The 25,399-nt window shown below is 74.5% G+C and carries 23 protein-coding genes and 3 pseudogenes; 12 read left to right on the top strand and 14 right to left on the bottom strand.

From position 1 onward, the window contains the following. Window positions 1-7: 7 nt before the first annotated feature. Both ABZO31_RS01280 and ABZO31_RS01275 read right to left on the bottom strand, forming a co-directional pair. Entirely contained in the window at window positions 8-364 is a 357-nt protein-coding gene (locus ABZO31_RS01280) for an ArsR/SmtB family transcription factor (protein ID WP_406858936.1), read from the bottom strand. Further along, entirely contained in the window at window positions 361-558 is a 198-nt protein-coding gene (locus tag ABZO31_RS01275) for a hypothetical protein (RefSeq protein ID WP_406858935.1), read from the bottom strand. The genes ABZO31_RS01280 and ABZO31_RS01275 overlap by 4 nt, the downstream gene beginning before the upstream one ends. Window positions 559-784: 226 nt before the next feature. Here ABZO31_RS01275 and ABZO31_RS01270 point away from each other — a divergent pair, with 226 nt between their 5' ends. Together ABZO31_RS01270 and ABZO31_RS01265 are read left to right on the top strand one after the other, a co-directional pair. Continuing rightward, window positions 785-2,782, top strand: a complete 1,998-nt coding sequence (locus ABZO31_RS01270) for an ATP-binding protein (protein WP_406858934.1) — start codon at window positions 785-787, stop codon at window positions 2,780-2,782. Window positions 2,783-2,875: 93 nt separating this feature from the next. Continuing rightward, window positions 2,876-3,565 (top strand): annotated as a pseudogene (locus ABZO31_RS01265) (formylglycine-generating enzyme family protein). 12 nt (window positions 3,566-3,577) lie between these two features. Here ABZO31_RS01265 and ABZO31_RS01260 read toward each other — a convergent pair. From ABZO31_RS01260 to ABZO31_RS01240, 5 genes are all read right to left on the bottom strand, one after another. Beyond that, window positions 3,578-5,629 (bottom strand): hypothetical protein, encoded by a 2,052-nt coding sequence (locus ABZO31_RS01260; protein WP_406858933.1) that lies wholly within the window; start codon window positions 5,627-5,629, stop codon window positions 3,578-3,580. Between the two features lie 76 nt (window positions 5,630-5,705). Beyond that, the gene (locus ABZO31_RS01255; RefSeq protein WP_406858932.1) at window positions 5,706-6,257 is read right to left on the bottom strand and encodes a hypothetical protein; all 552 of its coding nucleotides are present in this window, start codon (window positions 6,255-6,257) and stop codon (window positions 5,706-5,708) included. Next, on the bottom strand, window positions 6,254-6,616 hold the full coding sequence (locus ABZO31_RS01250; protein ID WP_406858931.1) for a DUF4180 domain-containing protein: 363 nt from the start codon (window positions 6,614-6,616) through the stop codon (window positions 6,254-6,256). The genes ABZO31_RS01255 and ABZO31_RS01250 overlap by 4 nt, the downstream gene beginning before the upstream one ends. 120 nt (window positions 6,617-6,736) lie before the next feature. Next, the gene (locus ABZO31_RS01245; protein WP_406858930.1) at window positions 6,737-7,372 is read right to left on the bottom strand and encodes a DUF4232 domain-containing protein; all 636 of its coding nucleotides are present in this window, start codon (window positions 7,370-7,372) and stop codon (window positions 6,737-6,739) included. 22 nt (window positions 7,373-7,394) lie between these two features. Further along, on the bottom strand, window positions 7,395-8,654 hold the full coding sequence (locus ABZO31_RS01240; protein WP_406858929.1) for a cytochrome P450 family protein: 1,260 nt from the start codon (window positions 8,652-8,654) through the stop codon (window positions 7,395-7,397). 240 nt (window positions 8,655-8,894) lie between these two features. On the opposite strand from ABZO31_RS01240, the gene ABZO31_RS01235 reads away from it, so the two are divergent. From ABZO31_RS01235 to ABZO31_RS01215, 5 genes and pseudogenes are all read left to right on the top strand, one after another. Beyond that, window positions 8,895-11,720: a hypothetical protein gene (locus ABZO31_RS01235; RefSeq protein ID WP_406858928.1), complete on the top strand. Its 2,826-nt coding sequence runs from the start codon at window positions 8,895-8,897 to the stop codon at window positions 11,718-11,720. A gap of 118 nt (window positions 11,721-11,838) precedes the next feature. Further along, a complete protein-coding gene (locus ABZO31_RS01230) occupies window positions 11,839-12,546 on the top strand; it encodes a GntR family transcriptional regulator (protein ID WP_406858927.1) in 708 nt (235 codons plus the stop codon). Window positions 12,547-12,720: 174 nt separating this feature from the next. Continuing rightward, window positions 12,721-13,293: pseudogene (locus ABZO31_RS01225) on the top strand (amidohydrolase); the annotation flags it as partial. Window positions 13,294-13,456: 163 nt separating this feature from the next. After that, window positions 13,457-14,848, top strand: coding sequence for an amidohydrolase family protein (locus ABZO31_RS01220; RefSeq protein ID WP_406858926.1), 1,392 nt, complete (start codon window positions 13,457-13,459; stop codon window positions 14,846-14,848). A gap of 142 nt (window positions 14,849-14,990) precedes the next feature. Further along, window positions 14,991-15,686, top strand: coding sequence for a protein phosphatase 2C domain-containing protein (locus ABZO31_RS01215; protein ID WP_406858925.1), 696 nt, complete (start codon window positions 14,991-14,993; stop codon window positions 15,684-15,686). Between the two features lie 4 nt (window positions 15,687-15,690). Here ABZO31_RS01215 and ABZO31_RS01210 read toward each other — a convergent pair whose 3' ends face one another. Next, the gene (locus ABZO31_RS01210) at window positions 15,691-16,422 is read right to left on the bottom strand and encodes a hypothetical protein (protein ID WP_406858924.1); all 732 of its coding nucleotides are present in this window, start codon (window positions 16,420-16,422) and stop codon (window positions 15,691-15,693) included. A 98-nt stretch (window positions 16,423-16,520) separates the two neighbouring features. Continuing rightward, a complete protein-coding gene (locus tag ABZO31_RS01205) occupies window positions 16,521-16,949 on the bottom strand; it encodes a hypothetical protein (protein ID WP_406858923.1) in 429 nt (142 codons plus the stop codon). Window positions 16,950-16,994: 45 nt separating this feature from the next. On the opposite strand from ABZO31_RS01205, the pseudogene ABZO31_RS01200 reads away from it, so the two are divergent. Further along, window positions 16,995-17,785 (top strand): annotated as a pseudogene (locus ABZO31_RS01200) (DUF4253 domain-containing protein). A 115-nt stretch (window positions 17,786-17,900) separates the two neighbouring features. On the opposite strand, the gene ABZO31_RS01195 reads toward ABZO31_RS01200, so the two are convergent. Further along, window positions 17,901-18,365, bottom strand: coding sequence for a GNAT family N-acetyltransferase (locus ABZO31_RS01195; protein WP_406858922.1), 465 nt, complete (start codon window positions 18,363-18,365; stop codon window positions 17,901-17,903). 116 nt (window positions 18,366-18,481) lie between these two features. On the opposite strand from ABZO31_RS01195, the gene ABZO31_RS01190 reads away from it, so the two are divergent. After that, entirely contained in the window at window positions 18,482-19,318 is an 837-nt protein-coding gene (locus tag ABZO31_RS01190; RefSeq protein ID WP_406858921.1) for an alpha/beta fold hydrolase, read from the top strand. A 48-nt stretch (window positions 19,319-19,366) separates the two neighbouring features. On the opposite strand, the gene ABZO31_RS01185 is transcribed toward ABZO31_RS01190, so the two are convergent. Then, window positions 19,367-19,660 carry a hypothetical protein gene (locus tag ABZO31_RS01185; protein ID WP_406858920.1) on the bottom strand — a complete coding sequence of 98 codons (294 nt, stop codon included), beginning with the start codon at window positions 19,658-19,660 and terminating at the stop codon, window positions 19,367-19,369. A gap of 67 nt (window positions 19,661-19,727) precedes the next feature. Next, on the bottom strand, window positions 19,728-20,855 hold the full coding sequence (pstS, locus tag ABZO31_RS01180; protein WP_406858919.1) for a phosphate ABC transporter substrate-binding protein PstS: 1,128 nt from the start codon (window positions 20,853-20,855) through the stop codon (window positions 19,728-19,730). A 232-nt stretch (window positions 20,856-21,087) separates the two neighbouring features. Here pstS and ABZO31_RS01175 point away from each other — a divergent pair, with 232 nt between their 5' ends. Together ABZO31_RS01175 and ABZO31_RS01170 are read left to right on the top strand one after the other, a co-directional pair. After that, window positions 21,088-22,209 (top strand): aminoglycoside phosphotransferase family protein, encoded by a 1,122-nt coding sequence (locus ABZO31_RS01175; protein ID WP_406858918.1) that lies wholly within the window; start codon window positions 21,088-21,090, stop codon window positions 22,207-22,209. Between the two features lie 62 nt (window positions 22,210-22,271). Further along, window positions 22,272-23,654 (top strand): cytochrome P450, encoded by a 1,383-nt coding sequence (locus ABZO31_RS01170; RefSeq protein ID WP_406858917.1) that lies wholly within the window; start codon window positions 22,272-22,274, stop codon window positions 23,652-23,654. A gap of 20 nt (window positions 23,655-23,674) precedes the next feature. On the opposite strand, the gene ABZO31_RS01165 is transcribed toward ABZO31_RS01170, so the two are convergent. Both ABZO31_RS01165 and ABZO31_RS01160 read right to left on the bottom strand, forming a co-directional pair. After that, window positions 23,675-24,067, bottom strand: a complete 393-nt coding sequence (locus ABZO31_RS01165; protein ID WP_406858916.1) for a VOC family protein — start codon at window positions 24,065-24,067, stop codon at window positions 23,675-23,677. Further along, complete coding sequence (locus ABZO31_RS01160) at window positions 24,057-24,347, bottom strand: hypothetical protein (protein ID WP_406858915.1); 291 nt, start codon at window positions 24,345-24,347, stop codon at window positions 24,057-24,059. The genes ABZO31_RS01165 and ABZO31_RS01160 overlap by 11 nt, the downstream gene beginning before the upstream one ends. 134 nt (window positions 24,348-24,481) lie before the next feature. Between ABZO31_RS01160 and ABZO31_RS01155 the strand changes: the two genes are divergently transcribed. Beyond that, a complete protein-coding gene (locus tag ABZO31_RS01155) occupies window positions 24,482-25,351 on the top strand; it encodes a GNAT family N-acetyltransferase (RefSeq protein ID WP_406858914.1) in 870 nt (289 codons plus the stop codon). The last annotated feature ends 48 nt before the right edge of the window (window positions 25,352-25,399 follow it).

Below are 25,399 nucleotides of genomic sequence, written 5' to 3'. Positions count from 1 at the left end.
TTGCTCGTCATCGGCCCTCCCGGGGCTCGGGGGCGGTGCGCAGCTCCGCCAGCAGCTCCTGCTGCCCGGCGAGCAGCTCGGACAGGATCCGCCGCGCCGCGGCGAGCAGCTCGGCGACGTCCCCGCCGGCCAGCTCGTACACGACCGTGGAGCGGTCGCGGGTGGCCGTCACGATCCCCGAACGGCGCAGCACGGCCAGCTGCTGCGAGAGGTTCGACGGCTCGATCTCGATCGCCGCGAGCAGCTCGCGGACCGGCAGCGGCCCGTCCTGCAGCAGTTCGAGGACCCGGATGCGCACCGGGTGTCCGAGCATGCGGAAGAACTCCGCCTTCGCCTGGTAGAGCGGGACCGGGACGGTCTTCACGCCTCACCGACCCCTTCCGCGGGGGCGCCCGCGTCGTCCGGGTCGATACCGTGCTTGCGGGCCAGTCGCAGCGCGTCGTCCAGTTCGTCCTCGGCCAGTGCCGCGTCGTACGCGTCACCGGCCGCCCGCGCCTCCTCGAGCCGGGAGCGCGCCGCACGGACGCGTTGCCGTACTGCTTCACCGAACGTGGTCACGTCACCCCTCCAACTGACGAATTGAAGAACTCTTCAATTCTAGAGGTCGTGGCAATAGGTCGTGCGTTCGGGCGCTCCGTGACGCGAGTGGTCATGGACGAGCGCACGACACCCCGGGGGCTCCGGCGGCGTTGAGACTGCCGTGAGGCCCCGTGCAGTGACGGTTCTGCAGAGGTGGGCTCACTGATCGTCGACGTGGGACTCATCAGTGCGGGGAGTGGCGGACGTGGGGACACCGGAGCGCGGCCTGGTGGGCAGGAAAGAGGAGACCGCGGAGCTGCGACGGCTCCTGCGACGGCATCGCCTCGTCACGCTCGCCGGCCCGGTCGGCATCGGCAAGAGTCGGCTAGCCGCGACGGTACGCGCCGGTGACGCGGTCCCGCCCCGGACCGTGCCCCGCGCGGCCCGCCCCGGCCCCCGTACCCGTCGCATCGTCATCGTCCACTGGCGCGGCACCCGCCCCGGCGCGCCCGGGGCCCTCGCCGCAGCGGTGCTGCACGCGGCCACGGGCACGAGACCGCGGCGCGGCGAAGCCCCGCCGGGCCGCCCGGGCGCCCTCCCCGACGTGCGCGCGCTCGCCGAGCACTGGCGGGGGACCGAGGTGCTGCTCGTCCTCGACGACATCGACCCCGTGCACACCGAGTGCGTCGGGCTCGTGCAGGCCCTGCTGGAACACCTGCCGAGCCTGCGTGTCCTGGTCACCGCCCGCACCCCCCTCGGGCTCGGCGGCGAGGCAGTGCTCCGGCCGGCCGCCCTCGCCGTGGAACCGGCGCCGGGACGCCGCCCCGCTCCCGCCGTCGAACTGCTCCTGGACGGGGCCCGGGCCGCCGGCGCCGACCCGGCCGCCGTCGAACCGCGCGCCGCCACCGACATCTGCCGCGCCCTCGGCGGCCTTCCGCTCGCGATCGAACTCGCCGCCGCGCAGCTCGGCCGCTACGACGCGGCCGAACTCGCGCACCGCCTCGACGGCCACCAGGTCTGGCTGAGCGGACCGCGCACCGCCCTGCCCCGCCACCGGTCGCTGCGCGACGCCGTCGCCGCCGTCTATGTCCTGTGCGACCGGGAGGAACGGATCGCCTGGGCCCGTGCGAGCATCCTCGCCGGCCCGTTCGACGAGTCGACCGCCGTCTTCGTCTGCTCCGGCGGCGGCCTCGACGCCGACCGCGCCCCCGCAGCCCTGGCCCGCCTCGCCGCCGGCGGCGTCCTCACCCACGAACGCGACCCCGGCGGCATCCGCGAACCCCGCTACAGCATGACCCCCGCCGCCCGCGACTTCGGCCGCGAACGGCTCGCCGCCGCCCGGGAGTCCGAGGTCGCCGCCGAACGCCGCGCCCTCCACGCCCAGCGGATTGCCGCCGTCGCCGAGAACCTCTGGAGCACCGGCAGCCAGCGCCAGGCCGTCCAGCTCCTGAGGGACGAGGCCGAGGACCTCCGCGCCGCGCTCGCCCACGCCCCCCAGCAGCCCGAGCGCGCCGAGGCCGCCCTCGAGACCCTGCTCGACCTGTGGTTCTGGTGGGTCGTGGACGACCTGCGCGACGAAGGCCACCACCACCTGATGGAACTGCTCCCGCTCTGCCCGCCGGACAGCCCGCTCACGGCCCGCGGCATGTGGCTCGCCGCCTGGCTGGGCGCCGCCGGGCGGCCCGAGGAGGCCGGCGAGCTCCTGCGGCACGCCTGGCCCCCGGCCGTCCTCGACGGTGACGACGCCACCGTCGGTCGCATCGCCCACGTCCAGGGCCTCCTCGCCCTCCACCGCGGCGAGCCCGACCGCGCCGCCGAGTGCTTCCGCACGGCCGCGGACACCGTCCCGCCGCTCGCCCCCGGCGGCCCGTCGCCCGCCGTCAGCCTCGCCGCCCTCGCCATGACCCTCGCCGACCACGCCCCGCAGGCCGCCCGCCGCATCGCGCGGCGGGCCCTGCGCCAGCCCGGCATCCGCTCCGACGCCTGGTCCTGCCTGATCGCCCGCTACGCCCGCGCCTACTGCGACCACCGGGACGGCCGCAGCAGCCGCGCCTGGCGGCGGACCCGGCGTGCCCTCGACGCACTCGACGGGCGCAGGCCCGAGCTGCCCGGCACCGCGGCCCTGCGCCAACTGCTCGCGGACATCGAGTCCGGCGTCCCGAGCGCGGCCCACGTCCCGGCCGGCCCCCACACGCTGCCTCCGCCCGCACGACCCGTGCTCGCCCCCGCCGGCGACGTCGTGCGGCGAGGCGCGCGGACCTGACGACCCGATTGGTCAACTGCCGCCGGATACAGAAGGGTTCACGGCATGGAACGCGCGCACGAAGCCCGGCGGCCGACGATCGCCGACCTCGTCATGAAGACCGTCCCCGCAGGCAGCGTCACCCTCTCCGACCGCCGGACGCAGGCCACCTGGCGGGTCGACCTCGAGTCCTTGCGGGTCGTCCTTCTCCCTCGCCGCGCACCCCCTCACCCAGCGGCAGTACGCCGAGGCCACCGGCCTGCACCCGGGCGCGTTCCAGGGGGACCGGCTCCCCGTGGAGGGCGTCTCCTGGGGGACGCCGTCCGCTTCTGCAACGCGCTCTCGGCGCGCGAGGGCCTGACGCCCGTGTACCGCCTCGGCGACGACTCCGCCGAACGGGACCGCGAGGCGGACGGCTACCGCCTCCCCACCGAGGCCATTGGGATCTCCCCTGTTCGAGCGGAGCCGAGAACTTGGGGAAGGGAGTACGCCTGCCGCGCCGGCACCTCCGGCCCCCGGTACGGGCACCTCGACGCCATCGCCTGGCACCGCGGCAACTCCGGCGAACGCCTCCACGAGGTCGGCGGCCGGCAGCCCAACGCCTGGGGCCTGCACGACATGCTCGGCAACGTCTGGGAGTGGTGCTGTGACCTCTACGACCCCGAGGTGTACGACTCCTCCCGCGTCCTGCGCGGCGGCGGCTGGTTCGACGAGCACTGGAGCTGCCGCGCCTCGGTCCGCCGCCGCAGCCACCCCACCCTCGCCCTCGACGACGTCGGCTTCCGCCTCGCCCGCTCGCTCTGAGCGGGCCGGCCCTCAGGCCCCGGCGTGCCGGTCGAGCCAGGCCCGCGCCGCCGTGACCTCCGCTGCGGTCGGCGCGGGGCGGACCCGTTCGGACTGCCGGACCAGACAGTGCTCCCGGGCGACGGCGAGCCCGAGCGCCCGCGCCGCGGCGGACAGCCGGGGATCCTCGGCGACCTCCCGCGCCCGCTCCCACCAGGGCCGGGTGAGATCGTCCACGCTGTAGTGCCACAGCGGCTGCGCCGGGTCGGCGACCCCGAGCAGGACGCGCTTGAGGGCGTGGTCCGGTAGCTCCGACCCGGTCACCAGCCGGTCCGCGACCAGCAGCGGATGCACGCCGTCCAGGCGGGCGCGGATCAGGACCCAGGTCATCAGATGCCCGGTGTCGTGGCCTCGGCCGGTGACGAACCGCCACAGTTCGTCGGCCTTCGCCTCGTCCGGCGCGCCGAGGTGGGTGAGCAGCCGCAGGTCGTTCTTCCAGAGCGGCTTGGGCCTGGCCCACCAGGCAAGGAGGTCGTCGGCGACGGGGTGTCCGAGTTCGAGCGCGAGGCAGGTGAGGGTGACCAGCGGGTGCCGCCACTCCGTGTACGTCGTCCGGTACTGCTTGGTGAGCGTCTTCTTCCAGCGCGGCACCAGCACGTCGACCTCGGCGGGCCCGGCCACGCCGTGGGCGTAGAGCAGTTCGAGGCAGAAGCCGAGGCCCTGCAGCCCGGTCCCCTCGTCGGCCACGCGCTCGCGCAGCCAGCGCACATCGGCCTCGTCGAGCGTCCGGTACCGGTGCCAGACCCCGGTGAGCGCGCCCTCGTACACGGTGAGATCGGGCCCGGTGCCGGCGAGCAGTCCGTCGCGGGCCGCCTCGAACCGGTCGGCCACGGCGTGCGCCTCGGCGGCGTCCGTCCCGGTGAGCTCCACGTACGCGGGGCCGAGCCGGGTGGCCTCCTCGCGGACGTGCGCGAGCCGCTCCGCGGCCGTCGCCGCGATCAGTACGCGCAGCTCGTGGGGGAGCCGCTCGTCGATGGCGAAGCGGAGGCCGGCGAGCGAGGTGAAGGCCCGGCTCTCGTGGTAGCCGACACCCGAGGCCGCGCGCCACTCGTCCGTCACCGTCATGCTCAGCGTCGCGGCCAGCGACCGCAGCGCGCCCTGCGGGGTGTCGGGGCCGGTGAGTTCCGCCGCGAGGGCCGCGGCGGCCGTGACCCAGTCGGGCTCACGGACCGCGTGCCGGAGGCGCAGCCAGGAACCGATCGCGAGGAGTTCGCCGGCGAGCGCCTGTTCCCGGACGAGCGCCAGCCCGCGCTCGGACGGCACGTCCGCGACGACGGCGGCCGCCCGGTACCCGCCGACGGCGGCCACGGCCTCCCATGCGCCGGGGTGTTCGTGGCGCAGCAACGCGTGCAGCAGCGCCGGCCAGCCCGCCCACTCGGTGAGCCGGCCCTCGTACAGCTCCCGCCACAGCTCGTGCAGGGCGGACGTCTCGTCGCCGGTGAGGGCGTCGCGGTGTTCGAGCGCGAGCGCGTACTGCCCGGCCGCGTGCAGGTTCACCGGTCCGCGCAGCCGGTCGTGGAGCCAGCGGGTCTCCGCGTCGGTGAGCGGCCGGTGGCGCAGCGGCCGCAGGCTGGGGTCGAGCGGCGTGCCGAGCCGGTCGAGGAACTGGCGTACGCCGGCCGGATCCTCGGGGTCCGGCAGCCCCTCCGCGTCCTGACGGGTCACGAGATCGAGCCGGAAGGCGTGGCGGGGTCCCTCGCCGATCACCCGGTACCCGTCCGGTCCCGCCCCGAGCCCCGCGGCGACGGTCGCGTGGTCCCCGCCCCAGTGCAGCAGGAGTTCACCGGTCAGCACCCCGGCGCGGCCGAAGGCCGCCTTGTGCGACGGCCAGTGCCAGTACGCGTACGAGGTGCCGTCCTCCAGGTCGCGCGCCGCGAACAGCTCGGCCGCCTCCACATGACCGTCCTCCTGGAGCTCACGGCGCCGCGTGGGCGGCGGCAGCACCACGAACCCGTCGCCGCCCAGCGTCCGCCACCAGGCTCGGACGTTGTCGAGATCGGACGGCGTGCCGGCTCGACCGGTCATGGGCTGCTCCTCGGGTGCGGTGGGGCGCCCTCACCCTCTCAGACCACCGCCGGGCCCACGGCGCCGCCCCGCCGGCTCAGCAGGCGTCCTCCGCGGCCTCCTCGAAGGCGTCACGGGTCATGACGCCCTGGAAGGTCAGCACCTGGCCGGGCTCGAGCCGGGCCAGGTCTTCGGCGTCGAAGGTCACCTCGCCGGCGTAGGCCAGGGCGTCATCGGGCTCCCAGAACCTCAGCGCGTACGTGTAGCCGGGCCGGAGCGAGGGCGTGCCGCGAAAGTCGGCCTTCCACTCGACGGGCGGAGTGAACAGCGGGAAGTCCGCCGCCCTGTGGTCCTCGTCGGTGTTCCAGCCGACCCAGGCGGGGGCCGACGGCGGCGCGCTCGGGGCGGGCGTGCCGACCGGGCTCGACGGGGCGGCCGACGGCGGCGTGGGTTCGCCGCGCAGACGGGGGCTTCGTACCCACCCGTCGTCACAACTCCGCAGGAGCGCCCGGGGCGTGCCCCGCTCGTCCACGGACACCGCCACGATCGGCCGCAGCTCCGGGCTGCACGCCGAAGCCGACAGCAGGACGATCCCGCCCATCAGGCACGCCGCCGCACCCCGCCGGATCCGTTCTGCCCCGCCTCTCATGCCGCCAGCCGCTCCCGGAGCTCCGCCTCGTCGGCCACGAACCAGGTCTGGCGGCCGCGGTTGCACTCACGGACGAAGTCCCGCAGCGCCGAACTGGCCTCCGTGAAGCGGGAGATGTCACCGACGACCACGAGTCCCATCCGGTAGTTCACGAACTTCTGCACGATGTCCCCGGCGAGCCGCGAGCGCAGCTCGAAGAACCTGTCGTCGAACCGCTCGACCGGCACCGCCGCCCACGTGGCGCCCTGGTAGCCGGCGTCGCCGATGAGATCCAGGGCATCCGCCTCGCTCGCGATGCGGGCGCCCTCGGCGGCGCACAGGAAGACGGGCACGTCGTGGATGGTCTGCAGGGTGCTCATGGGGCGAGGTTAACTCCCCCGCGGGGACACGTCGTGGCCTTTTCCCGCACCCCGCACCGCACCCAGCACCCAGCACCCAGCACCCAGCACCCATCACCCCGCGCCCGCCACCCCGGCGGCCTACTCGACGACCTTCTCCCAGGCCGTCGTCCCCAGGAGCCCCGTGTCGCCGATGTCCAGGCCGCCCTCCGGCACCACCGTCTGCCGGGCGACTCCGGGGGCCGGGGCGATCTCCACGTACACGCCGCTGCCGTCGCGGGTCGTCGGGTCCACGGCCGAGTAGCGCCAGGCGAACACGCTGCGGGCGGACTCGCCGGGCTTGAGCGTCACGGGCCGCGGGCCGGGGTCTTCGACGGTGGCGATCGGACCGGTGCCCTTGAGGACGGTGACGTCCATGGGCTTGCGGTCGACGTCGCGGACCCGGACGTCCGGGTAGCCCTCGACCTTGTGGTCCGCCGTGCCGCAGTTGGTGATCGTCACCGGCATGGCGCGCAGCCCCATCGCCGCGTTCACCATCCCCGACCACACCCGGATCCCTGTGGCCGGGCAGGCGGGGTCGGTCGGCGTCGTCCCGGACGGCGGCGTGTGGACGGCCTCGGGCCTGGTGGCGGGTGGGACGAACGGGGCGGGGCCCTGCTGCGCCGCCGTACGCTCCGGGTCGGCCTCGCGGTCGAGTTCGGCCGGGAGACCGCACCCGGTGGCGAGCAGGCCCAGCGCGGCCAGGAGCATCGCGTGTCGCGGTGGAGTGCCGGTCATGCCGCGATCATCGCACGGGTGTTCAGCCGACGGTCGGCCCCGTGCGCGGCCCCAGCCGGACCGGCAGCGACTGGTGACCGTTGCTGATCAACGACGGCAGCGACTGCAACTCACTCTGGGGGACGGCCAGTTCGGCATCCGGGAAGCGCTCGAACAGCGCCTGCAGTGCCGTGGCGACCTCCAGACGGGCCAGCGGAGCGCCCAGGCAGAAGTGCACGCCGTGGCCGAAGGCGAGATGGTCGGTGTCGAGCCGCGTCACGTCGAAGTCGTCGGCGTCCGGGCCGTGCCACTCGGGATGCCGGTTGGCGGCCGCGTACGAGGCGAGGATCGCGTCGCCCGCGGCGATCCGACGGCCGTCGGGCAGCACGAGGTCGATGACTGCGTAGCGCAGCGGCAGGTACGCGACGGCGGGTTCGTGGCGCAGCGTCTCCTCGACGACGTCGGGCCAGTTCGCCCGTCCGGCGCTGACGTGGGCGAGCTGGTCGCGGTCGAGCAGCAGCGCGGTGATCGCCTGGTCGATGACGTTCACGGTCGTCTCGTACCCGGCGCTGATCATCAGCAGGAGCGTGTCGCGCAGTTCGGCGTCGGTGAGGGCGGAGCCCTTGGCCTCGCCCTCGCCCTCGTCGTCGCGGGCCGCGATGAGCAGCGACGTCATGTCGTCGCGCGGCTCGGCCCGCTTCGCGGCGACGAGCGCTTCGAGCACCCCGTACAGGCGCGCCGTGTTCGCCGTCTGCTCCTCGTGGGACAGCGTCGTGTCGAAGACGGCGTCGACCAGCCCGGCGAACTCCCGCCGCTGCTCCAGCGGTACGCCCATCAGGTGGCCGATCACCGCGATCGGCAGCGGCCGCGCGAACGCCTCCCGCAGGTCCACCACCTCGCCGGGCGGCACCTTCGCCAGCCCGTCGAGGAGGCCGGTGGCCAGCTCCTCGATCGTGCCGCGCAGCGCGGCGACCCGCCGGGCGCCGAACGCGGGGGAGACCAGCCGCCGGAGCCGCCGGTGGTCCGCCCCGTACGCCGTGAACATGTTCTCCACCGCGACCCACAGGGCGAGCGGCCAGCTCTGTACCACCTCCGCGAACGCGGGCCAGTGCGCCCGCGCGTCCTTGGACACGTCGGGGCTGGTGAGCAGCCGCTTCAGCAGGACGGGGTCGGAGACGGCCCACGCCGCCACCCCGAGGACGTCGACCCGGGCCACGTCGCCCCGCGCCCGCAACAGCCGGTGCTCGGCGTGCAGTTCGGCGCCGGTGGGGTCGAGGACGAGCGGCGTCTCGGACTGCGTCACGGCGGTCTCCTTCGAGCGAGGGTGCGGCGAACCCGCGGAGTCCGCCGCAGTGTCGCCCGCGTCCCGCGGCCCGACAAGGGAGGTCATCCGGCCACGGATGGCCGACGGCCGTCCGTCGGCCCGTCAGGAGGCAACCCCGCCGCGGCCGTCGGCATCTCCCGTGGTGAGAGGGGCGCCGGGGGAACGGGTGCGTCCCCACGATCCACGCGATCGACGACACCGAGGACGAGGAAGACCGCTTTGATACGTGTGACACGTGCGGCGGCCACCACCGTGGCCCTGCTCGCACTGGCAACGGCGGCGCCCGCGCCGGCGTTCGCGCAGCCGGCGCCCGAGCCGCCGCCTGCCGGGGCCGCCGCCGGGAACCTGCCGAAGGGCTGGCGGATCACGGGGGCCGGGGACGATCGGCAGCTCGTGTGGACGGCGCCCGAGCGCGTGCCGATGGGGGACGCCCGCGTCGAGTTCTACTCCGGAGACCGTCTGCTCGGCCGCCCGCAGGCGGCTCCCGACGGCCGCTCCTTCCGACTGCCCCTGAAGGACGCGGAGTCGGGTGCGACCGCCGGCGACCTGAAGGTGCTCGCCGCCGGCCGCCGCCTCGATGCGAGGACCACCACCAAGCCGCCGCCGCGCTCGGACTTCGGGGCCCCGACCACCCCGCGGGCCGAGGCCCCGCTGCCCGCCGGCGACGTGGACCCGGGGCTCCCCGGCACGTACCGCACGGCCTCCGGCGAGTACGACCTCCCGGCCGTCAAGCTGCCCGGCTTCCCGAACCCCGTCGAGATGCGCGCCCTCGTCGTCGGCCCGACCGACGCTCCCGGCAAGCGCCCCGTCGCGCTGTTCCTGCACGGCCGCCACTACACCTGCTTCGACGCGAACGGCGAGCAGGGCATGGGCTGGCCCTGCGCCGGCGGGCTCAAGCCCGTGCCCAGCCACCGCGGTTACCAGCAGAGCCAGAAGCTCCTCGCCTCCCAGGGCTACGTGACCCTGTCCATCTCCGCCAACGGCGTCAACGGCCAGGACGACGTCGCCGAGGACGGCGGCGCCCAGGCCCGCTCCTCCCTCGTCCGGCAGCACCTCGCCCGCTGGGCGGACTGGTCCGCCGCCCCGGCCACGGCACCCGCCGCGGTACGGGCCGTCGCCCCGACCGACCTGTCGCGCGTGCTGCTCGTCGGGCACTCCCGCGGCGGCGAGGGCGTCAACCGCGCCGCCCTCGACAGCGTCTACGCGCCGCCCGCCGACCAGGACGGCGCACCGGGCGCGGCCCGCTGGACGATCCGCGGGAACGTACTGATCGGCCCCACCGTCTTCGGCCACAACCCGGCCCCCGACGTGCCCTCCCTGACCCTGCTGCCCGGCTGCGACGGCGACGTCTCCGACCTCCAGGGCCAGATCTACGCCGACGGCACCCGCGGCATCAGCACCGGTGCGGCCCTGCACAGCGCGGCGTTCGTCGTCGGCGCCAACCACAACTTCTTCAACACCGAGTGGACCCCGGGCCAGGCCGAGGCACCCGCCGACGACGACTTCTGGACCGACGACACGCCCGACAAGGTCTGCTCGCCCGGCACCCGCACCCGGCTGACGGCCGCCCAGCAGCAGACCGCCGGCGCCACGTACATCGCGGCCGCCGCCCGGCTCTTCGTCGGCGGCGACGACAAGGTCCGCCCGCTGCTCGACGGCACAGGCCGCCGCGCCCCCTCGGCGGGACCCGCCCGCGTACTCACCCACGCGGTCGGCGGACACCGCACCACCGCCTTCCTGCCCGGTCCGACGGTCAAGGTCAACGGCGGCGGACGGCTCTGCGCCCAGGTCGACCCCGAGCCGACCCGCGCCTGCCTGCCATCCGGCGCCCAGGGCCAGTCGCCGCACTTCGCGGGATGGGAGACGAGCCCGGAGCCCGGCCGCGACGCCGTCGCCATGAACTGGCCGCGTCCCCGCGGCACTTCCGGTACGGCCACCCCGGGCCGGACCGGCCGGCCGGTCACCGTACGCGCTGCCGCACCGGTCTCCCTGGCCTCCGCCCAGGCGCTCGCCCTGCGGGTGATCGTTCCTCCGAACTCCACCGGGTCCACCTTCGACGTGGCCGTCGCCGACGCCTCCGGCCGCCGCGCCGCCCTCGGCGAGTACGCCGTCGACGGGTTGCCCGGCACCGACCGCACCGCCTCCTTCTGGGCGCGCGAGATCCGTGTCCCGCTGGCCGCGGCCCGCACCGCCGGCCTCGACCTGACGAAGATCCGCACCCTCGAACTGACCCCGCGCGGCACCGCGGGCCGGGCCTGGCTGATGGACGCCTGGGGCTGGCGCCCCGGCACCCCCGCCGTCCGTCCCGCCGCACTGCCGCGCGTCGACGTCGGCCGGGTCACGGTCGACGAGGGCGACTCCGGCGAGCGCGTCCACCGGATCCCCGTACGGGTCACCGGCCCCGGCACCGGCCGGATCCGGCTGTTCGTGCCCAAGCCCGGCACCCAGGGCGAGTACACCTCCCGCGTCGTCGACGTCGGCGAGGGCAGCACCGCCGTCGACCTGCCGGTGACCGTGCGCGGCAACACCCGCTTCGGCTACGCCACCGACCACGACGTCCTGGTGAAGGCCGTCCGCGGCGCGGTCGTCGGCGCCCATCGCGGCGGGCTGACCGTCCGCAACGACGACCCGGTGCCGACGGTCACTCTGAAGCCGGTCGCGACCGACGTCACCGAAGGCCGTCCGCTCACCTGGCGGATGACGCTCTCCGCCGCAGCGGACGTCGACCTCACCGGCGACTTCGGCTTCCTGCCGGTCACCGCGGGAACGGAACTGTCCACGCAGGACGTCGACCCGGTCTGGCTGAGCGAGCACTTCGGGCAGTCGCCGACCCCGGCGCGGCCGCTGTCCGCGCTCGGCGAGGACGCGTTCCTCTGGGTCACGGTGCCGGCCGGCAGCCTGACCGCCGACGTGAGCGTGCCGACGGTCGCCGACCGGGTGCGCGAGTCCGCCGAGACGGTGCGGGGCCGCCTGACCACGTACGACGAGGCGTGGGAGCCGGTGCCCGGTCCGGTCGTCACCGGCACCGTGCGCGACGCCTCCTGACCGGAGGCCCGAGGAGGCTGCCGTAGGTGTGACGTGGCGCCGGTTCCCGTACGGGGACCGGCGCCACATCCGTATAACCTCGCCGGAGTCGGGACACGCCGGACGGAGGACGGACGAGGTGGCGGAGAACAGCAGGAGCGCCGGGAGCGGCGCGGCCACGGCCCCCGCGGACGGCGCGTCGCGCACCGCGTCCGCCTCGCTCAGTGCCCAGGCCCGCGAGGCCGTCCTCCAGCGCATCGTCGACCGCCGCTACCCGCAGGGCGCCCGGCTGGTGGAGCGGGAGGTCGCCGAGGAGCTGAGCATGTCCCGCGTCCCCGTGCGCGAGGCGCTGCGCGCGCTGGTCGCCGAGGGCCTGCTGGAACTGCTGCCGCACAGCGGCGTGCGGGTGCGGCGGCTCGAGCGCGCCGACGTGGAGCACCTGTACGAGGTGTGGGAGCCGCTCGCCGTCCAGGCGTCCCGGCTGGCGGCCCGGGCGGCCCTGCGCGACCCGGAGGGGCTCGCCGCCCTGGAGCTCACCCTGCGGCAGGCCGAGCGCGCGGCCGCCGCCGGTGAGGGCCCGCGGGAGGTCGCCGCGCACACCGCCTTCCACGAGGGCGTCGTCGTGATGTCCGGCAACCCGCTCCTGGGCCGGGTCATGGAGCAGCTGAGCTGGCAGCTCAGGCTGCTGTTCGGGCTGCGGGCGGAGCCGGAGCACATGCGGGCGCAGCACACCGAGATGTACCGGCACATCGCCGCGGGCGACGCCGAGGCCGCGGCGGCGAGCACGCTGCTGCACGTACGGGACAGCCGCTCGGTGGCGCTGCGGTCGCTGTTCGGGCAGGACTGACAGCCGGCCGTCGGGCTGCTTGTATACCAACGTGATTCCAGCCCTACGGATTCGCAAGAGAATCTCCTCGCGAACGCCCGAACACGGGTGAATCGATCACTGCTCTTGTCTGCCGTTCAAGCTTTGGTATACAAAAAAGGGAGTCCCTGGTTCCTCTCTCCCCAAGGAGCTCCCATGTGCGTCGACGCCGTGCCGCCGCCCTCCAGCAGCCTGACCCGCCGTGGCATCCTCGCGGGCGCCGCCGCCCTGGCCGGCACCGTGGCCGTGGCCGGTACCGCGTCGGCGTCCGCCGTCGAGAGCGGCCCCGCGGCCGAGCGGCGCCCCGGCGGAGCGACCGGCGGCGACCTCGTCGTCGAGGGCGGGACGCTGCTCGACCCGGCGACCGGCGAGGTCACCGAGGACGCGGTCGTCGTGATCACGGACGGCGTCGTCCGCGCCGTCGGCCGTTGCGGTTCCCTCGCCGTCCCCGCGGGCGTCCGGGTCCTCGACGCCCACGGCCGCTGGCTGCTGCCCGGCCTCGTCGACGCCCACATCCACCTCAGCACCGCCGCCGAGGCCCGCGACGCCGTCCGCAAGGGCGCGACCAGCACCCGCAGCGGCTCGACGTCCTTCTACCAGGACATCGCCGTACGCGAACTGGCCCGGCACAGCCCCGCCCTCGCGCCCCGCGTGCGGGCCGCCGGTGTCTTCGTCACGCCCGACCTCGGCGAGACCCTCCTCGCCGACCCCGACCTGGTCCGAGCGGCCTGACCGGACGGGCCCCTCCGCCTCCGCTCGGACGGGTGACCGGCACGCCCGACGCGCCGTGCGGAGCGTTCCCCGCGCGGCCGCGTGGGCGACGATCCGCAGACGCTCCGGCACCGGCGCCCCTTCCCTCCCCGCAACCCTCACCCCTCCTCAAGGAGCTCCCATGGAGTCCACCCCGCAGTCCGGCGCCGCCGCCGGCACGTTCTCCCGGCGCACCATGCTGGCCGGTGCCGCCGCGCTCGCCGGTACGACGGCCGCCGTCGCCGGCGGAGCGGTCCCGGCCCAGGCCGCGACCGGATCGTCCGCCGCCGGGGCCGACACGGCCTCCGGTGCCGCGACCGCCCACGAGGCCCGGCAGCAGAACGGCCGCCGCGGCAAGCCGGTCGTGTTCAAGAACGTCCGCCCGTACGGCGCCGCGAAGGCCGTGGACCTGGTCGTCGTCGACGGCCGCATCGCCTCCGGCCCGGCCCCGCGTGGCGCGCACGTCGTCGACGGCGGCGGCCGCATCGCCCTGCCGTCCCTGATCGACGCGCACATCCACCCCGACAAGACGACCTGGGGCGGCTCGTGGGTGTCCCGCAAGCCGGCGAGCTCCATCGCCGACTTCGTCGCCCAGGACGTCGAGCTGTACCGCGCCCAGAACCGCTCGGTCGGGGACCGCGCGTACGGTCTGATGTCCCACGCCGTCACCCGCGGCACCCGCGCGATGCGTGCCCACGCGGACGTCGCTCCGGCGTACGAACTGGCCGGCGTCGAGGGCCTGGCCGAGGCCCGCCGACGGCTGAGCCACGCGCTCGACGTGCAGATCGTGGCGTTCCCGCAGCACGGCGTCGTCCGCACCCCCGGCACCGTCGAACTCCTGGAGGAGGCCGCCCACTCCGGGCTCGTCGACATGATCGGCGGCATCGACCCGATCGGCTTCGACAAGGCCCTCGACGAGCAGCTCGACCTCGTCTTCGGCATCGCGGACCGGCACGGCGTCGGCGTCGACATCCACCTCCACGACCGCGGCGAGAACGGACTCACCACCGTGCGCGCCATCATCGACCGCACCCGCGCGCTGTCCCTCCAGGGCAAGGTGACGCTCAGTCACGTGTTCTGCCTGCCGGCCCTGTCCGACCACGACCTCGGTGCCGTCGCCGCCGACCTCGGCGAACTCGACATCGCCCTGACCACCGTGGCCTACTCCGACAGCCTCGTCCTGCCGGTCGCCCGGCTGCGCGAGCACGGCGTGCGGGTCGGCCTCGGCTCGGACGGCGTGCGCGACTCGTGGAGCCCGTTCGGCACCGCCGACATGCTGCACCGCGCCCACATCTTCGGCTGGGTGCGGGACGTGCGCCTCGACGAGGAGCTGACGGACTGCTACGACGTGGCCGCGCACGGCGGCGCCGACGTCATGGACCTCCCGCACGCGGACCTCGAGGCCGGCGCGCCGGCCGACTTCGTCCTCGTCCGCGCCGAGTGCCTGCCCCAGGTCGTCGTCGACATGCCGCGCCGTGACCTGGTCGTGCGCGCCGGCCGGATCGTGGCCCGCGACGGCGAACTCGTCGACTGACGACCGCCGGCAGGGCACCGGGCCCGCCCGCCGTGTTCCCGACGCGGCGGGCGCGCTGACGCTCCCTGTATGCCGGGGATGACACAGTTGTCCTGTGTCCTGTGCCCCGAGGGCGGGCAGCCCGCATCCACCAGGGAGCGTCATGCGTACTCATGCGACCGCACAGCTGATCGGCGGCCGCTCGCACCAGTGCGACGCCACCGGCACGTACGCCACGGCCGGCGGCACCCGCGCCTACGCGCTCCTCGACGGCATCGGCAGCTCCGACGAGGTCCGCGACTGGGCCCGCGCGTACGCCCGCCGGCTGGCCCGCGCCGCCGCTCGCGAGGGCGCCGAGGCGGGGCTGCGGGCCGTCCACGCGCTGGCCGCCGCCGAACCGGACCGCGACACGTGGAAGGCGGCCCATCTGCCCGCCGCCGTCGCGGTCGTGGCCGTCGCCGTGCCGGACGCCCCGCTCGTCGTCGCCTGGTGCGGCGACGCCCGTGCGTACGTCGCGCCGGAGGGGGCGCCACTCGTCCGCCTCACCACCGACCACAACATGCGGCAGGTCCTCCTCGACCTGGGCTCGGTCCCGGGGCCCTACGCGCGCAACACGGTCACCTCGTACCTGGGCGACATCCGCGACACGCCGGCCATCGGCGTCGTCACCGCCTCGGCGCGGGGCCGGCTGCTGCTCGCCAGCGACGGCTGCTACGAGCCGCTGGAGGACCACGACCTCGATCTCGCCGCGTACCTGGCGGGCACCCCGCACCAGGCGGCGCGCGCCCTCGTCCGCGCGGCCGTGTCGCACGCCGGACCGCACGCCGACAACGCCACGGCCCTTGTGGCCGACCTCTGAGCCCTCAGGTCTCGGTGTGCCTCGGCTCGTAGGACACCATCACGAGCCGGTCGCTGACCCGGTCGGCGGCCTCTCCCGTGACGGCCGCGCGGTAGGCCCGGATCGCGGGGTCGCGGAGGGTGACGGCCACGACGGGACAGTCCTCGATGTCATTGGTCCCGGCGGGCGAGCACGATCCCACGTTCTTCAGTTCGTGCCCCGGACAGACCGCGCCGGCCGGCAGATCGACCTTCACATACAGCACGTCACCGGGGCCGACGCGGTACACCCCGGAACGGGGCGCCGGCAGGGTCCGCTCGGGGTCCTCCGGGGCCGTGACGCGAGGCGAGAGACCGCGCGCCGAGGCGCGACGGCCCTCGCCGTGCGGCCCGTAGACGTCGACCGTCATCCCGCCGCGGGCGAGCGGGGCGGGAAGAATCAGCGGGCTCTTCGTGGCGCGGAGCGCGAGGTGCACGGTGAAGGTGGAGCGCCCGGGCTGCCCGGCGCCGGGGGAGTGGGCGGACCAGCCCCCGAACCCCAGCAGCGGATCCCTGCCCTCCTCACCCAGCCCCACGGCCTTCGGCCGGGGCCCGTCGGCCCGCCGGCACTTCGACAACTGCCCCACCCCGCCACCGGGCAGCGCCCGGTCCGCCAACGGCACCGCGGGCAGCGGCGGCAGCCCCGGTCCGCGCTCGACCGGAAACGCCAGCACCAGGCCCCACGCGACCAGCGCGACGACCGGCACCGACAGAATCACCCAGGACCGCCCCGACAACCGAAACACTCACGCACCCCACCAGCACCACCCACCACAAACCCCTGACGCTCCCCTCAGCGCCCCCACCCCACCGAACGTCACTCCCCACCCGTCACGCGCGCCCGCCAGGTCTCGCCGTCGCTCACGCAGACGGAGATCCGCTGCTCGAACCAGCAGGCGACCTCCGGAAGATCACGGATCAACGAGGGGATCCCGGGCTCGAACCGCAGCACGGCCAGCGTCTTCCAGCCATGCGGGATCGTGTCCCACCCGACCCCGAACTGCTGCGTGACAGCCACGACCGTCGCCGTCACCCGTACGACATCCCCCGGGTCGGCCCGCCGGAAGCAGCGGTCGAAGCTCCTCCCCACCGGCACGTCCGCGTAGTTGTACGACAGGAAGAGCGCCACCTCGTTCCCGGAACACCGCGGCAGCGCCTGCCCGAAAGCGGCCAGACCGTCCGCCCCGGCCCGACCCTCGACAAGCAACACGCGCTCGGCCACCGGGGTGTCCTCTTCCGTCCTCATGCCGCCATTCTCGCGGTGTCAGTGGCGGTCTCTACAGTCGGCCACATGGCGACTCTTCCCAACCCACTGCCCCAGCTGGCCACCGATCCGAGCGGTCGCTCCATCGGGCTGCGGCTTCCCCCCGGGCGGCTGATCGACGAGACGAGAGAGGGGCCGTGGCACGGGCCTCTGCTGTGGCGGGCCGACAGCACGGCCGCGCCGGGGAGTTGGTGCGGCTGGGTGCGCCGGGCGCGCGCGTGGGGCTGCTGCCGGTGCTCCTGGACCTGGGCGGGCCTCAGGGCGGTCCAGAGGAGTGGGAGTTGATGCCGGGCGAGATGTCGTACCCGGGAGACCACGATCCTGAGGTGGTCCTGGTCGAGTACTGGGAGGACTATGCCGCGGAGGGCGAGGCGTGGCCCGGTCTCTGCCAGAGCGCGACCACGGCGACGGCCGCTCCCGACACGCGGGCGGCAGAGGTCGCCGACTTCATGTCGGCAGAGGGCTGCGCCTGGTTCAAGGACCCGCATCTCGGGCTCGTCCCCGCCCGCCGCAGCGCGGACATCCCCGCCGCCATCGGCTGGGCAGGGCCGTTGAACCACGACAACGACACCGCACGCCTGTCCGCCGTCCTGCGCTCCTGGGAGGACCGATTCGGAATACGTGTCGTCGGTCTCGGCTTCGACGTCCTCGCCGTGTCCGTGGCCGCTCCGCCCACCACACGCGCCCAGGCCGAGGCGATCGCGGCCGAGCACGTCGCGTTCTGCCCGGACAACGTCCTGCAGAGCGGCCCGGGCACGCTGGAGGCGTACGCCACACGGCTCATCGGCGAGCACGCCTGGACGTTCTGGTGGGACTGACGAGGTGAGGCACGGACACGGCGGCCGCCGAGCATGAACCGCGGTGTGGCCTCGTCAGCCATGGTCCGTGAGGGCGGGCTCCCGAGGCCCCACATCCGGGAGCCCACCCACCGGGTCACTCCACCCGCAGCGGCTTCGCCATCCTCTGTTGCCCCGCCGCGTCCACCCCCGCGAAGCCGAAGCCGTTCCTCCGGTACAGCGCGACCGCCGACTCGTTGTCCGGGAGGACCGCCAGTTCCAGCGTGTCCGCCTCGCTGCGCAGCGCCCACGCCTCCACCGCCGCGATCAGCCGGTCGCCGACACCGCGGCCACGGGCCTCCGGACCGACCCATACGGACCGCAGCTCCACCGAGCCCTCTCGCGGCACCCCTCTCGCGACGCCCACCGCCCGGTCGTCCAGCAGGGCCACGAGGTTGTACGTGCCCGGCGCCGTCAGCCGCTCGCGCCACTGCGTCTCGCCGCCCCGCGGCCAGTCGTCCAGCCGGGCCCTGAAGGCGTGCGGAGAGTCGGCGAGCGCGGCCAGGCGGACCTGCCGCCACATCGGCCAGTCTTCCGAGGTCATCACGTGCAGGCGCAACATGCGGACGAGTCTGCCCCACCCGTCGCGCCGCCGGAAGCAGCCCGCACCCGTGCGCCCCCGGCCGCCGGAGCGTAACCCCGTTGCCCGCCCCGCACCCGGCTGTGATGATCTCCGTCATGCCTGCCTTCACCACCAACGACGGCGCCCGCCTCGCCTACCGTGAGACGGGCGACGGTCCGCCCCTCGTCTGCGTCCCCGGCGGGCCGCAGGACTCCCGCTACCTCTCCGACCTCGGCGGCCTCGCCGCTCACCGCCGACTGATCCTGCTCGACCTCCGCGGCACCGGCGGCTCCCCGGCCCCGGACGACCCCGCCGCGTACCGCTGCGACCGGCTCGTCGACGACGTGGAGGCCCTGCGCGCCCACCTCGGCCTCGAACGCCTCGACCTCCTCGGGCACTCCGCCGGCGCCAACATCGCCGCGCAGTACGCCGCCCGCCACCCCGAACGCCTCGCCCGCCTGGCGCTGATCACCCCCAGCACCCGCGCGCTCGGCGTCGACGTCACCGCCGACGACCGACGGGCGACCGCACGGCTGCGCCGCGGCGAACCCTGGTTCGACGAGGCCTTCGCCGCCCTGGAGGCGATCGTCGCCGGCACGGCGGGGGGCGACCTGTTCCACGCCATCGCCCCGTTCTTCTACGGCCGTTGGGACGAGACCGCCCGCGCCCACCACGCCGCCGAGGACGAGCAGACGAACAAGGACGCCGCACAGGGCTTCGGCGCCGACGGCGCCTTCGACCCGGCCGCCACCCGCTCCGCCCTCGCCGACCTCGACGCGCCCGTCCTGGTGCTGGCGGGCGAGTACGACCTCAACTCGCCCCCACGAGCCGTGACCGAACTCGCCGCGCTGTTCCCGAAGTCCGAGCTCGTCGTCCAGCCGCGCGCCGGCCACTTCCCCTGGCTCGACGACGCCGACCGCTTCGTGACCACGACCGCGACGTTCCTGGCCTGATGACAGGTGACGGGGCGGGGTGACGGGGCGGCTGAGCCACCCGCCCCGTCAGTCCTTCCTCCTCGCGCACTCCACGACCGTGAAGTCGCCGTTGAGCTCGCCGTTCTTGAGGCGGTGGTACGCGGCCTTCTCCTCGCACGTCATCTCGTACACCCCGCACGGCACCGGGTTCGCCTCGGGCGGGTCGCAGTCCGGTGCGGGCTGCGACCCGTACGGGCTCGGCGGGCGCACCGGCGCCGCACTGCCGTCGATCAGCTCCGTCGCCGCGTACCCGGCCACCCCGACGACCAGCGCCGCGACCACGCACACCCGTGCCGCGCGGGACCCGCGCCCGTCGTTCATCCGTCCCCCGGCCCCGTGCCGGCCGCAGTTGTCGAGCCGACACGCTACCGGGAGCGGAACACCCGCCTCAGGAAAGGCCGTTGACGACCGTGCGCACCTGCTCCGCGACCGACTGCGGGAGCGGGGCGTAGTGGATCGCGTGCAGCTCCTTCTGCCCCTCCGCGCTCGCCGCGTACGCGAGGAAAGACTTGAGCGCCGGCAGCGAATCGGGCCGGTTGCCGGTGGCGCAGACGATCTCGTACGTCACCAGGACGATCGGGTACGCGCCCTCCGCCTTCGTCCGGTAGTCGAACTCCAGCGCCAGGTCACCGCCCTTGCCGACCACCTTCGCGGACGCGATGCCGAGCGACGCGCTCTCCGTCGTCGGGGGGACCGGCTCGGGCGCGCCGGTCGCGATCTGCACCGTGTCGATCTTCCGCTTCATCGCGAACGAGAGCTCGAAGTAGCCGATCGTGCCCTCGGTCTGCGTCACCGCCGTGGCGACCCCGTCCGAGCCGTTGGCGGAATGGCCGCCGCGCGCCTGCCACTTCTTCTCGGCCGGGTACGGCCACGCGGAGCCCGCCGCGCCCGTCAGATAGGCGTTGAGGTTCTGCGTCGAACCGGAGTCGTCGGCCCGGTGCACCGGCACGATCGGCAGGTCCGGCAGCTTCGCCTCAGGGTTGAGCCGCTTGATCGCGGGGTGGTCCCAGCGGGTGATCCGGGTGTCGAAGACCTTCGCCAGCGTCGGCGCGTCGAGGACCAGTTCGGGCACGCCCGGCACGTTGTACCCGATGGCGATCGGACCGCCCACCATCGGGATGTCGATCGCCTTGCCGCCACCGCACACGTCCGGTGAGACCCCGCGGTCCTCGTCGGACAGCGCCTGGTCCGTACCGCCGAAGGTGGTCGCACCGCGCCGGAACTGCGCGACGCCCGCGCCGGAGCCCAGCGGGTTGTACGCCAACCGCACGCCGGGGCAGGCCAGTTGGTATTGGTGCATCCAGCGCTTCATCGCGTTCTGCTGCGCGCTCGAACCCGAGCCGTTCACCAGACCGCTGCTCACGCAGTCGATGTCCGGAATCCGTTCCGTGGCGGACGGCTTGGCGTCCTCGGCCGTACCGGCCGTTCCGCAGCCCGAGAGCACCAGCGCCCCCGCCAGTACGGCCGCAGCCCCCGCCCAGCGGGAGCCGGCCCGCCCCGAATCTCGCAGCAGCACCGTGACTCCCCTTCGGAACCGAGCAGTTGAGCCGGCGGTCGAACCGGCCCACGAACCAACGCATGTCGGCGGAGAGACCCCGGCGACCCGTCATGCACCGAATGCTCGGACATGCCAGAGCGCGGTGGGTGGCACCAAGGAGAACGGAGGATGTCATTCTGCCGACGTTTGGGTGTGCGGGACCCACGAAATCCCCATGTGCCCAGGTCACGAGGGGTGATGGGATGGCCTCATGCGACATGACATGCAGGAATCCGTCGACCGTGGCGACTACGCCCACGGCGTGACCCCGTGGGACGACCCCGTCTGGCGGGACGCCGCCCTGGGCTGGGCCCGCGAGCGGCTCGCCGAGCACGGGTTGCGGGAGCTGGAGGAGGAGCGGGAGCAGGGCGGTGCGGGCGCGGTCGTGCGGTTGCGCCCGTGGTCGGTACTCGTCCGCCTCACCGTCGGGGACGACCGCGTCGGCGGCGGCCGGATCCGGGACGTCCAGGTCGGCGGTGATCGTGTCGGCGACGGCCACCGGACCGTCTGGTTCAAGGCCGGCCCTCCGGACGGTCGGTTCGAGGCCGGTCTCGCCCAGGCTCTCGCCGCCTGGACGCCCGAGCACGTCCTCGCGCCGCTCGCCGTCGACACCGATCGCGGGTGGGCCCTGATGCCCGACGGCGGCACGCTCTTCGCCCACGAGCTCGACCGCGGCCCCGCCGACCCGCGCGCCTGGGAGGCACCGCTGCGCCAGTACGCGGCGCTGCAGCGCACCCTCACCGGCCGAACCGACGAACTCCTCGCCCTCGGCGTCCCGGACGGTCGGCCCGCCGCACTCCCGGCGATCTTCGACCGGCTCGTCGAGGAGTGCCGGGCCCTGCGTCCGGCCGACCGCACGGCGCTGCGTGCCCGGCGGCCGCGGCTGGTGGACTGGTGCGACGAGCTCGCCGCGAGCGGCGTACCGGACTCACTCGACCACTCCGACCTGCAGGAGTCCCAGATCTTCTCCCCAAGGGAGGGCCGGTACACGTTCTTCGACTGGGGAGACGCCGTCGTCGCCCACCCCTTCTCCACGTTGCTCGTCACCGCCCGTCTGGCCCGCCGCCGCTTCGGCCCCGACGTCCTGCCGGGGCTCCGCGACGCGTACCTGGAGGCGTGGACGGGCGACGGGACGTCGCCGGCGGAGCTGCGGCGCACGGCCGCCCTGGCGACCCGGCTCGCTGCCGTGCACCGGGCGGTCTGCTGGGGGAGGGGCTTCCCGGTACGGGGCGACGACGGCGAGGTGCGGAGCGGTGACGACGAGACCGCCGAGGCGATGGCCCGGTGGCTGCGCGAGCTGTTCGCCGAGCCGGGCCTCTGGGACACCCACTGACCCCGAGTGACACCGGACACGTGCAGGTCAGGGGCAGTACCGGAACGTGTTAGCGTCCGGCGGTGACTTCTCCGGCCCTGCCCGCCCCGGCCCCCGCATCCGCGCCCACCGAAGCGGCAGGGCCCGACGTGCCCGGGCCCGGCCTGCCGGGGTCCGACCTGCCCGGGCCCGGCGCGCCGGGATCCGGCCCCTTCGGCGGCCCGGACCTGCTCGGCTCCGGCCTGCTCGGGCTCGACGTCTTCGGCGACGACTTCGTGCGCGACCCGTACCCGTGGCTCGACTCCCTGCGGTCCGACGCGCCCGTGCACCGGGACCCCGCCACCGGGCTGTGGCTGGTCAGCCGGTACGAGGACATCCGCCGCGTCCTGCTCGACCCGGCGGCCTACCACCCGGACAACGCGCAGCACGCCGTGGTCCCGCTGCCCGTCCCCGTCCTGCGGGTGCTGGCCCGGGCCGGGTTCAGACTGCCGCCCGCGCTCGCCAACAACGGCACCGACAGTCACCACGGGCTGCGGCGCGTCGTCACCCGCTTCTTCAACGCCCAGCGCGTCGCCGCCGCCGTCCCCGTGATCGAGCGCATCGCCGACGAACTGCTCGACGCGGCGCAGGACCGACTCGACGCCACGGGGTCGGCCGACCTGTTCGCCTCGTACGCGCAGATCCTGCCCTGCCGGGTGCTGATGGAACTGCTCGGTATCGACGGCGTCGACCCGGCCACGCTGGTCCGCTGGTCCGACGCCTCGCTGGAGCTCTTCTGGGGCCGGCCGGCTCCGGAGCGCCAGATGGAGCTGGCGGAGTCGGCCGGCGAGTTCCACCGGTGGCTGACCGCGACCGTCCGCGACAGCGAGGCACGGCCCGGTTCCTTCGTCGAGGCCCTGCGCCGCCACCGGCTGCCGGACGGCCGGCCGCTGGACGTCGCGACCGCGGTCGGCGCCTGCTTCTTCGTCTTCATCGCCGGACAGTCCACCACCGGACAGCTCATCGCCACCACGCTCCACCGGGCCCTGTCCGAGCCCGGCCTGTGGCCCCGTCCCGCGCAGGAGACGGGCCTCGCGGAGGCATGGGTGGAGGAGGTGCTGCGCCGCGAGCCGCCCGTCACCACCTGGCGGCGGGTGACCGCCCGCCCGGTCGAGCTCGGCGGCGTCGCGCTGCCGGCCGGCGCGCAGCTGCTGCTGATGCTCATGGGCAGCGGCTCCGATCCGGAGGTGTTCGACGACCCGGAGCGGATGTGCCCGTACCGGGCGAACGCCCGCCACCACCTGTCCTTCGGCGTCGGCCGGCACCGCTGCCCGGGCGCCTCCCTGGCCCGTACCGAGGCCGCCGTCGCCCTCCGCGCGGCGGCCCGCCGACTGCCGGACGCGCGTCTGGACGAGGCCGATCAGGACCCGCCGATCCTCGGGCTGCTCTCCTTCCGGGCCCCGCTGCGGGTCGGCGTGACGCGCTGAGGGGAGCCCGGTGGGGGTCGTCAGCGACTGCCCGGGTCCTCCATGACGGCCAGCACGTTGCCCGCAGGGTCCTTGAACCAGGCGATGGCGGGGCCGCCGCCCTCGTCGCGCATGATGCCCTTCTCGTCCTGCGGGAACTGGTCGTACCGCTCGAACGTCACCCCCCGGGCGGCCAGGTCGTCGACGGTCTTGCCGATGTCGTCCACCAGGAAGTTCAGCACGGTGAAGGTCGCCGGTTCGTGGTCGTCCTTGGGGTACACGAGCACGTCCCGGTCCCCGGCGAGCTTCAGGAACAGGATGTCCATCTCCTTGTCCTCGGAGACGCGCAGACCGAGCGTGGTGGCGTAGAACTCCCGCACGGTGTCGACGCTGCCGACCGAGAAACTGCCGAAGGACTTGCTGTCACCCAGCATGACGGTTCCTTTGTGTAGGCGCAGATCCCCCACCCCGTCCATCATCCCCCCGACCGTCCCTCCTCCGCAGCAGCAGCGCCCGGCCCCGCTGCACCCGCGGCAGGACGAGGTACACGACCAGCGGCACGACGATCGCGGTGAGTATCAGCAGCCGCAGGACGATCGGCAGGTGCGCGAGCAACGGCCGGAGCAGCAACTCCAGGACGGCCAGGGTGGGGAACACCGACAGCCAGATCATGAACGCCATGTGATGCTTCGGGGGCGCGGCCTGGGCGGACATGAACACTCCTCGTGGATGCGCGTCGACGATCTCTGCCTCTCTTGATCCACAACTCCCCTCACCACCAGGGAAATTCCCGCGAGCGATCCGGAAATGGGGTGCGAACGTTGGGCATCGTGGTGTGTCATCGGCACATGGCGACGACGTTGCACACGCCGGGAATCGACGGGCTGCGCGAGGCCGTGGACGCGCTACGGGACTGGCAGCACGACGGGGCGCCGATGCAGCTCCATCCGGGGGACCTGGGCTGGTACTGGCGGACGGGCGCGGCCGCGACCGCGGCGGCGGTCAGGACCTGGCTCCGGAACGGACGGATCCTCGCCGTCGGGCTCCTGGACGGCCCCGGACTCCTGCGCCTGACGACCGCGCCGGACGCCCGTCAGGACGAGGAGCTGGCCCGGCGCCTGGCCGCCGACGTGACGGCGCCGGAGCGGGGCGTGCTGCCCGAGGGCAGAGCGAATGTGGAAGCACCGGTGGACGCCCTGCTCCACGACCTCCTCCGCGAAGCGGGCTGGCACACCGACGAACCCTGGACGCCTCTCCGCATCGACCTCACGCGGCCGGTGAAGGATCCGGGCGTGCGGATCGAGGTGGTCACCCGGCCGGCACAGGCGGAGGCGTACGCCGCCGTGCACCGGGCGGCGTTCGACGGCTCGGCGTTCACGGACGAACGCTGGCACGCGATGGCGACGGGTTCCCCGTTCACGGACGCCCGCTCCCTGCTCGCCTACGACGACGAGGGCACCGCGGTGGCCGCCGTGACGGTATGGTCGGCGGGCCCCGGCCGCCCCGGCCTGCTCGAACCGATGGGCGTCCACCGAGACCACCGCCGCCACGGCTACGGCATGGCGATCAGCACCGCAGCAGCGGCCGCCCTCCGACAACTGGGCGCGACGACGGCCCTGGTCTGCACCCCCACGTCCAACACCGCAGCCGTGGCCACCTACGAGTCAGCCGGTTTCCACCAACTCCCCAACATCCACGACCGCTACCGAACCGCGTAACCGGCACCTGGGCCGGACCCGGTGCTGAACGTGCCCTCTGGGCGACCC

The organism is Streptomyces solicamelliae (assembly GCF_045348655.1).
GTDB classification, from domain to species: Bacteria; Actinomycetota; Actinomycetes; order Streptomycetales; family Streptomycetaceae; genus Streptomyces; species Streptomyces solicamelliae.
This window is presented reverse-complemented; position numbering and strand designations above follow the sequence as displayed.

Excerpts from the sequence above, each read along its gene's own strand:
- ABZO31_RS01260 (WP_406858933.1), bottom strand. The coding sequence starts at position 5,629 with ATGACCGGTCGAGCCGGCACGCCGTCCGATCTCGACAACGTCCGAGCC.
- ABZO31_RS01255 (WP_406858932.1), bottom strand. The coding sequence starts at position 6,257 with ATGAGAGGCGGGGCAGAACGGATCCGGCGGGGTGCGGCGGCGTGCCTG.
- ABZO31_RS01250 (WP_406858931.1), bottom strand. The coding sequence starts at position 6,616 with ATGAGCACCCTGCAGACCATCCACGACGTGCCCGTCTTCCTGTGCGCC.
- ABZO31_RS01245 (WP_406858930.1), bottom strand. The coding sequence starts at position 7,372 with ATGACCGGCACTCCACCGCGACACGCGATGCTCCTGGCCGCGCTGGGC.
- ABZO31_RS01220 (WP_406858926.1), top strand. The coding sequence starts at position 13,457 with ATGGAGTCCACCCCGCAGTCCGGCGCCGCCGCCGGCACGTTCTCCCGG.
- ABZO31_RS01215 (WP_406858925.1), top strand. The coding sequence starts at position 14,991 with ATGCGTACTCATGCGACCGCACAGCTGATCGGCGGCCGCTCGCACCAG.
- ABZO31_RS01205 (WP_406858923.1), bottom strand. The coding sequence starts at position 16,949 with ATGAGGACGGAAGAGGACACCCCGGTGGCCGAGCGCGTGTTGCTTGTC.
- ABZO31_RS01195 (WP_406858922.1), bottom strand. The coding sequence starts at position 18,365 with ATGTTGCGCCTGCACGTGATGACCTCGGAAGACTGGCCGATGTGGCGG.
- ABZO31_RS01190 (WP_406858921.1), top strand. The coding sequence starts at position 18,482 with ATGCCTGCCTTCACCACCAACGACGGCGCCCGCCTCGCCTACCGTGAG.
- ABZO31_RS01185 (WP_406858920.1), bottom strand. The coding sequence starts at position 19,660 with ATGAACGACGGGCGCGGGTCCCGCGCGGCACGGGTGTGCGTGGTCGCG.
- ABZO31_RS01175 (WP_406858918.1), top strand. The coding sequence starts at position 21,088 with ATGCGACATGACATGCAGGAATCCGTCGACCGTGGCGACTACGCCCAC.
- ABZO31_RS01165 (WP_406858916.1), bottom strand. The coding sequence starts at position 24,067 with ATGCTGGGTGACAGCAAGTCCTTCGGCAGTTTCTCGGTCGGCAGCGTC.
- ABZO31_RS01160 (WP_406858915.1), bottom strand. The coding sequence starts at position 24,347 with ATGTCCGCCCAGGCCGCGCCCCCGAAGCATCACATGGCGTTCATGATC.
- ABZO31_RS01155 (WP_406858914.1), top strand. The coding sequence starts at position 24,482 with ATGGCGACGACGTTGCACACGCCGGGAATCGACGGGCTGCGCGAGGCC.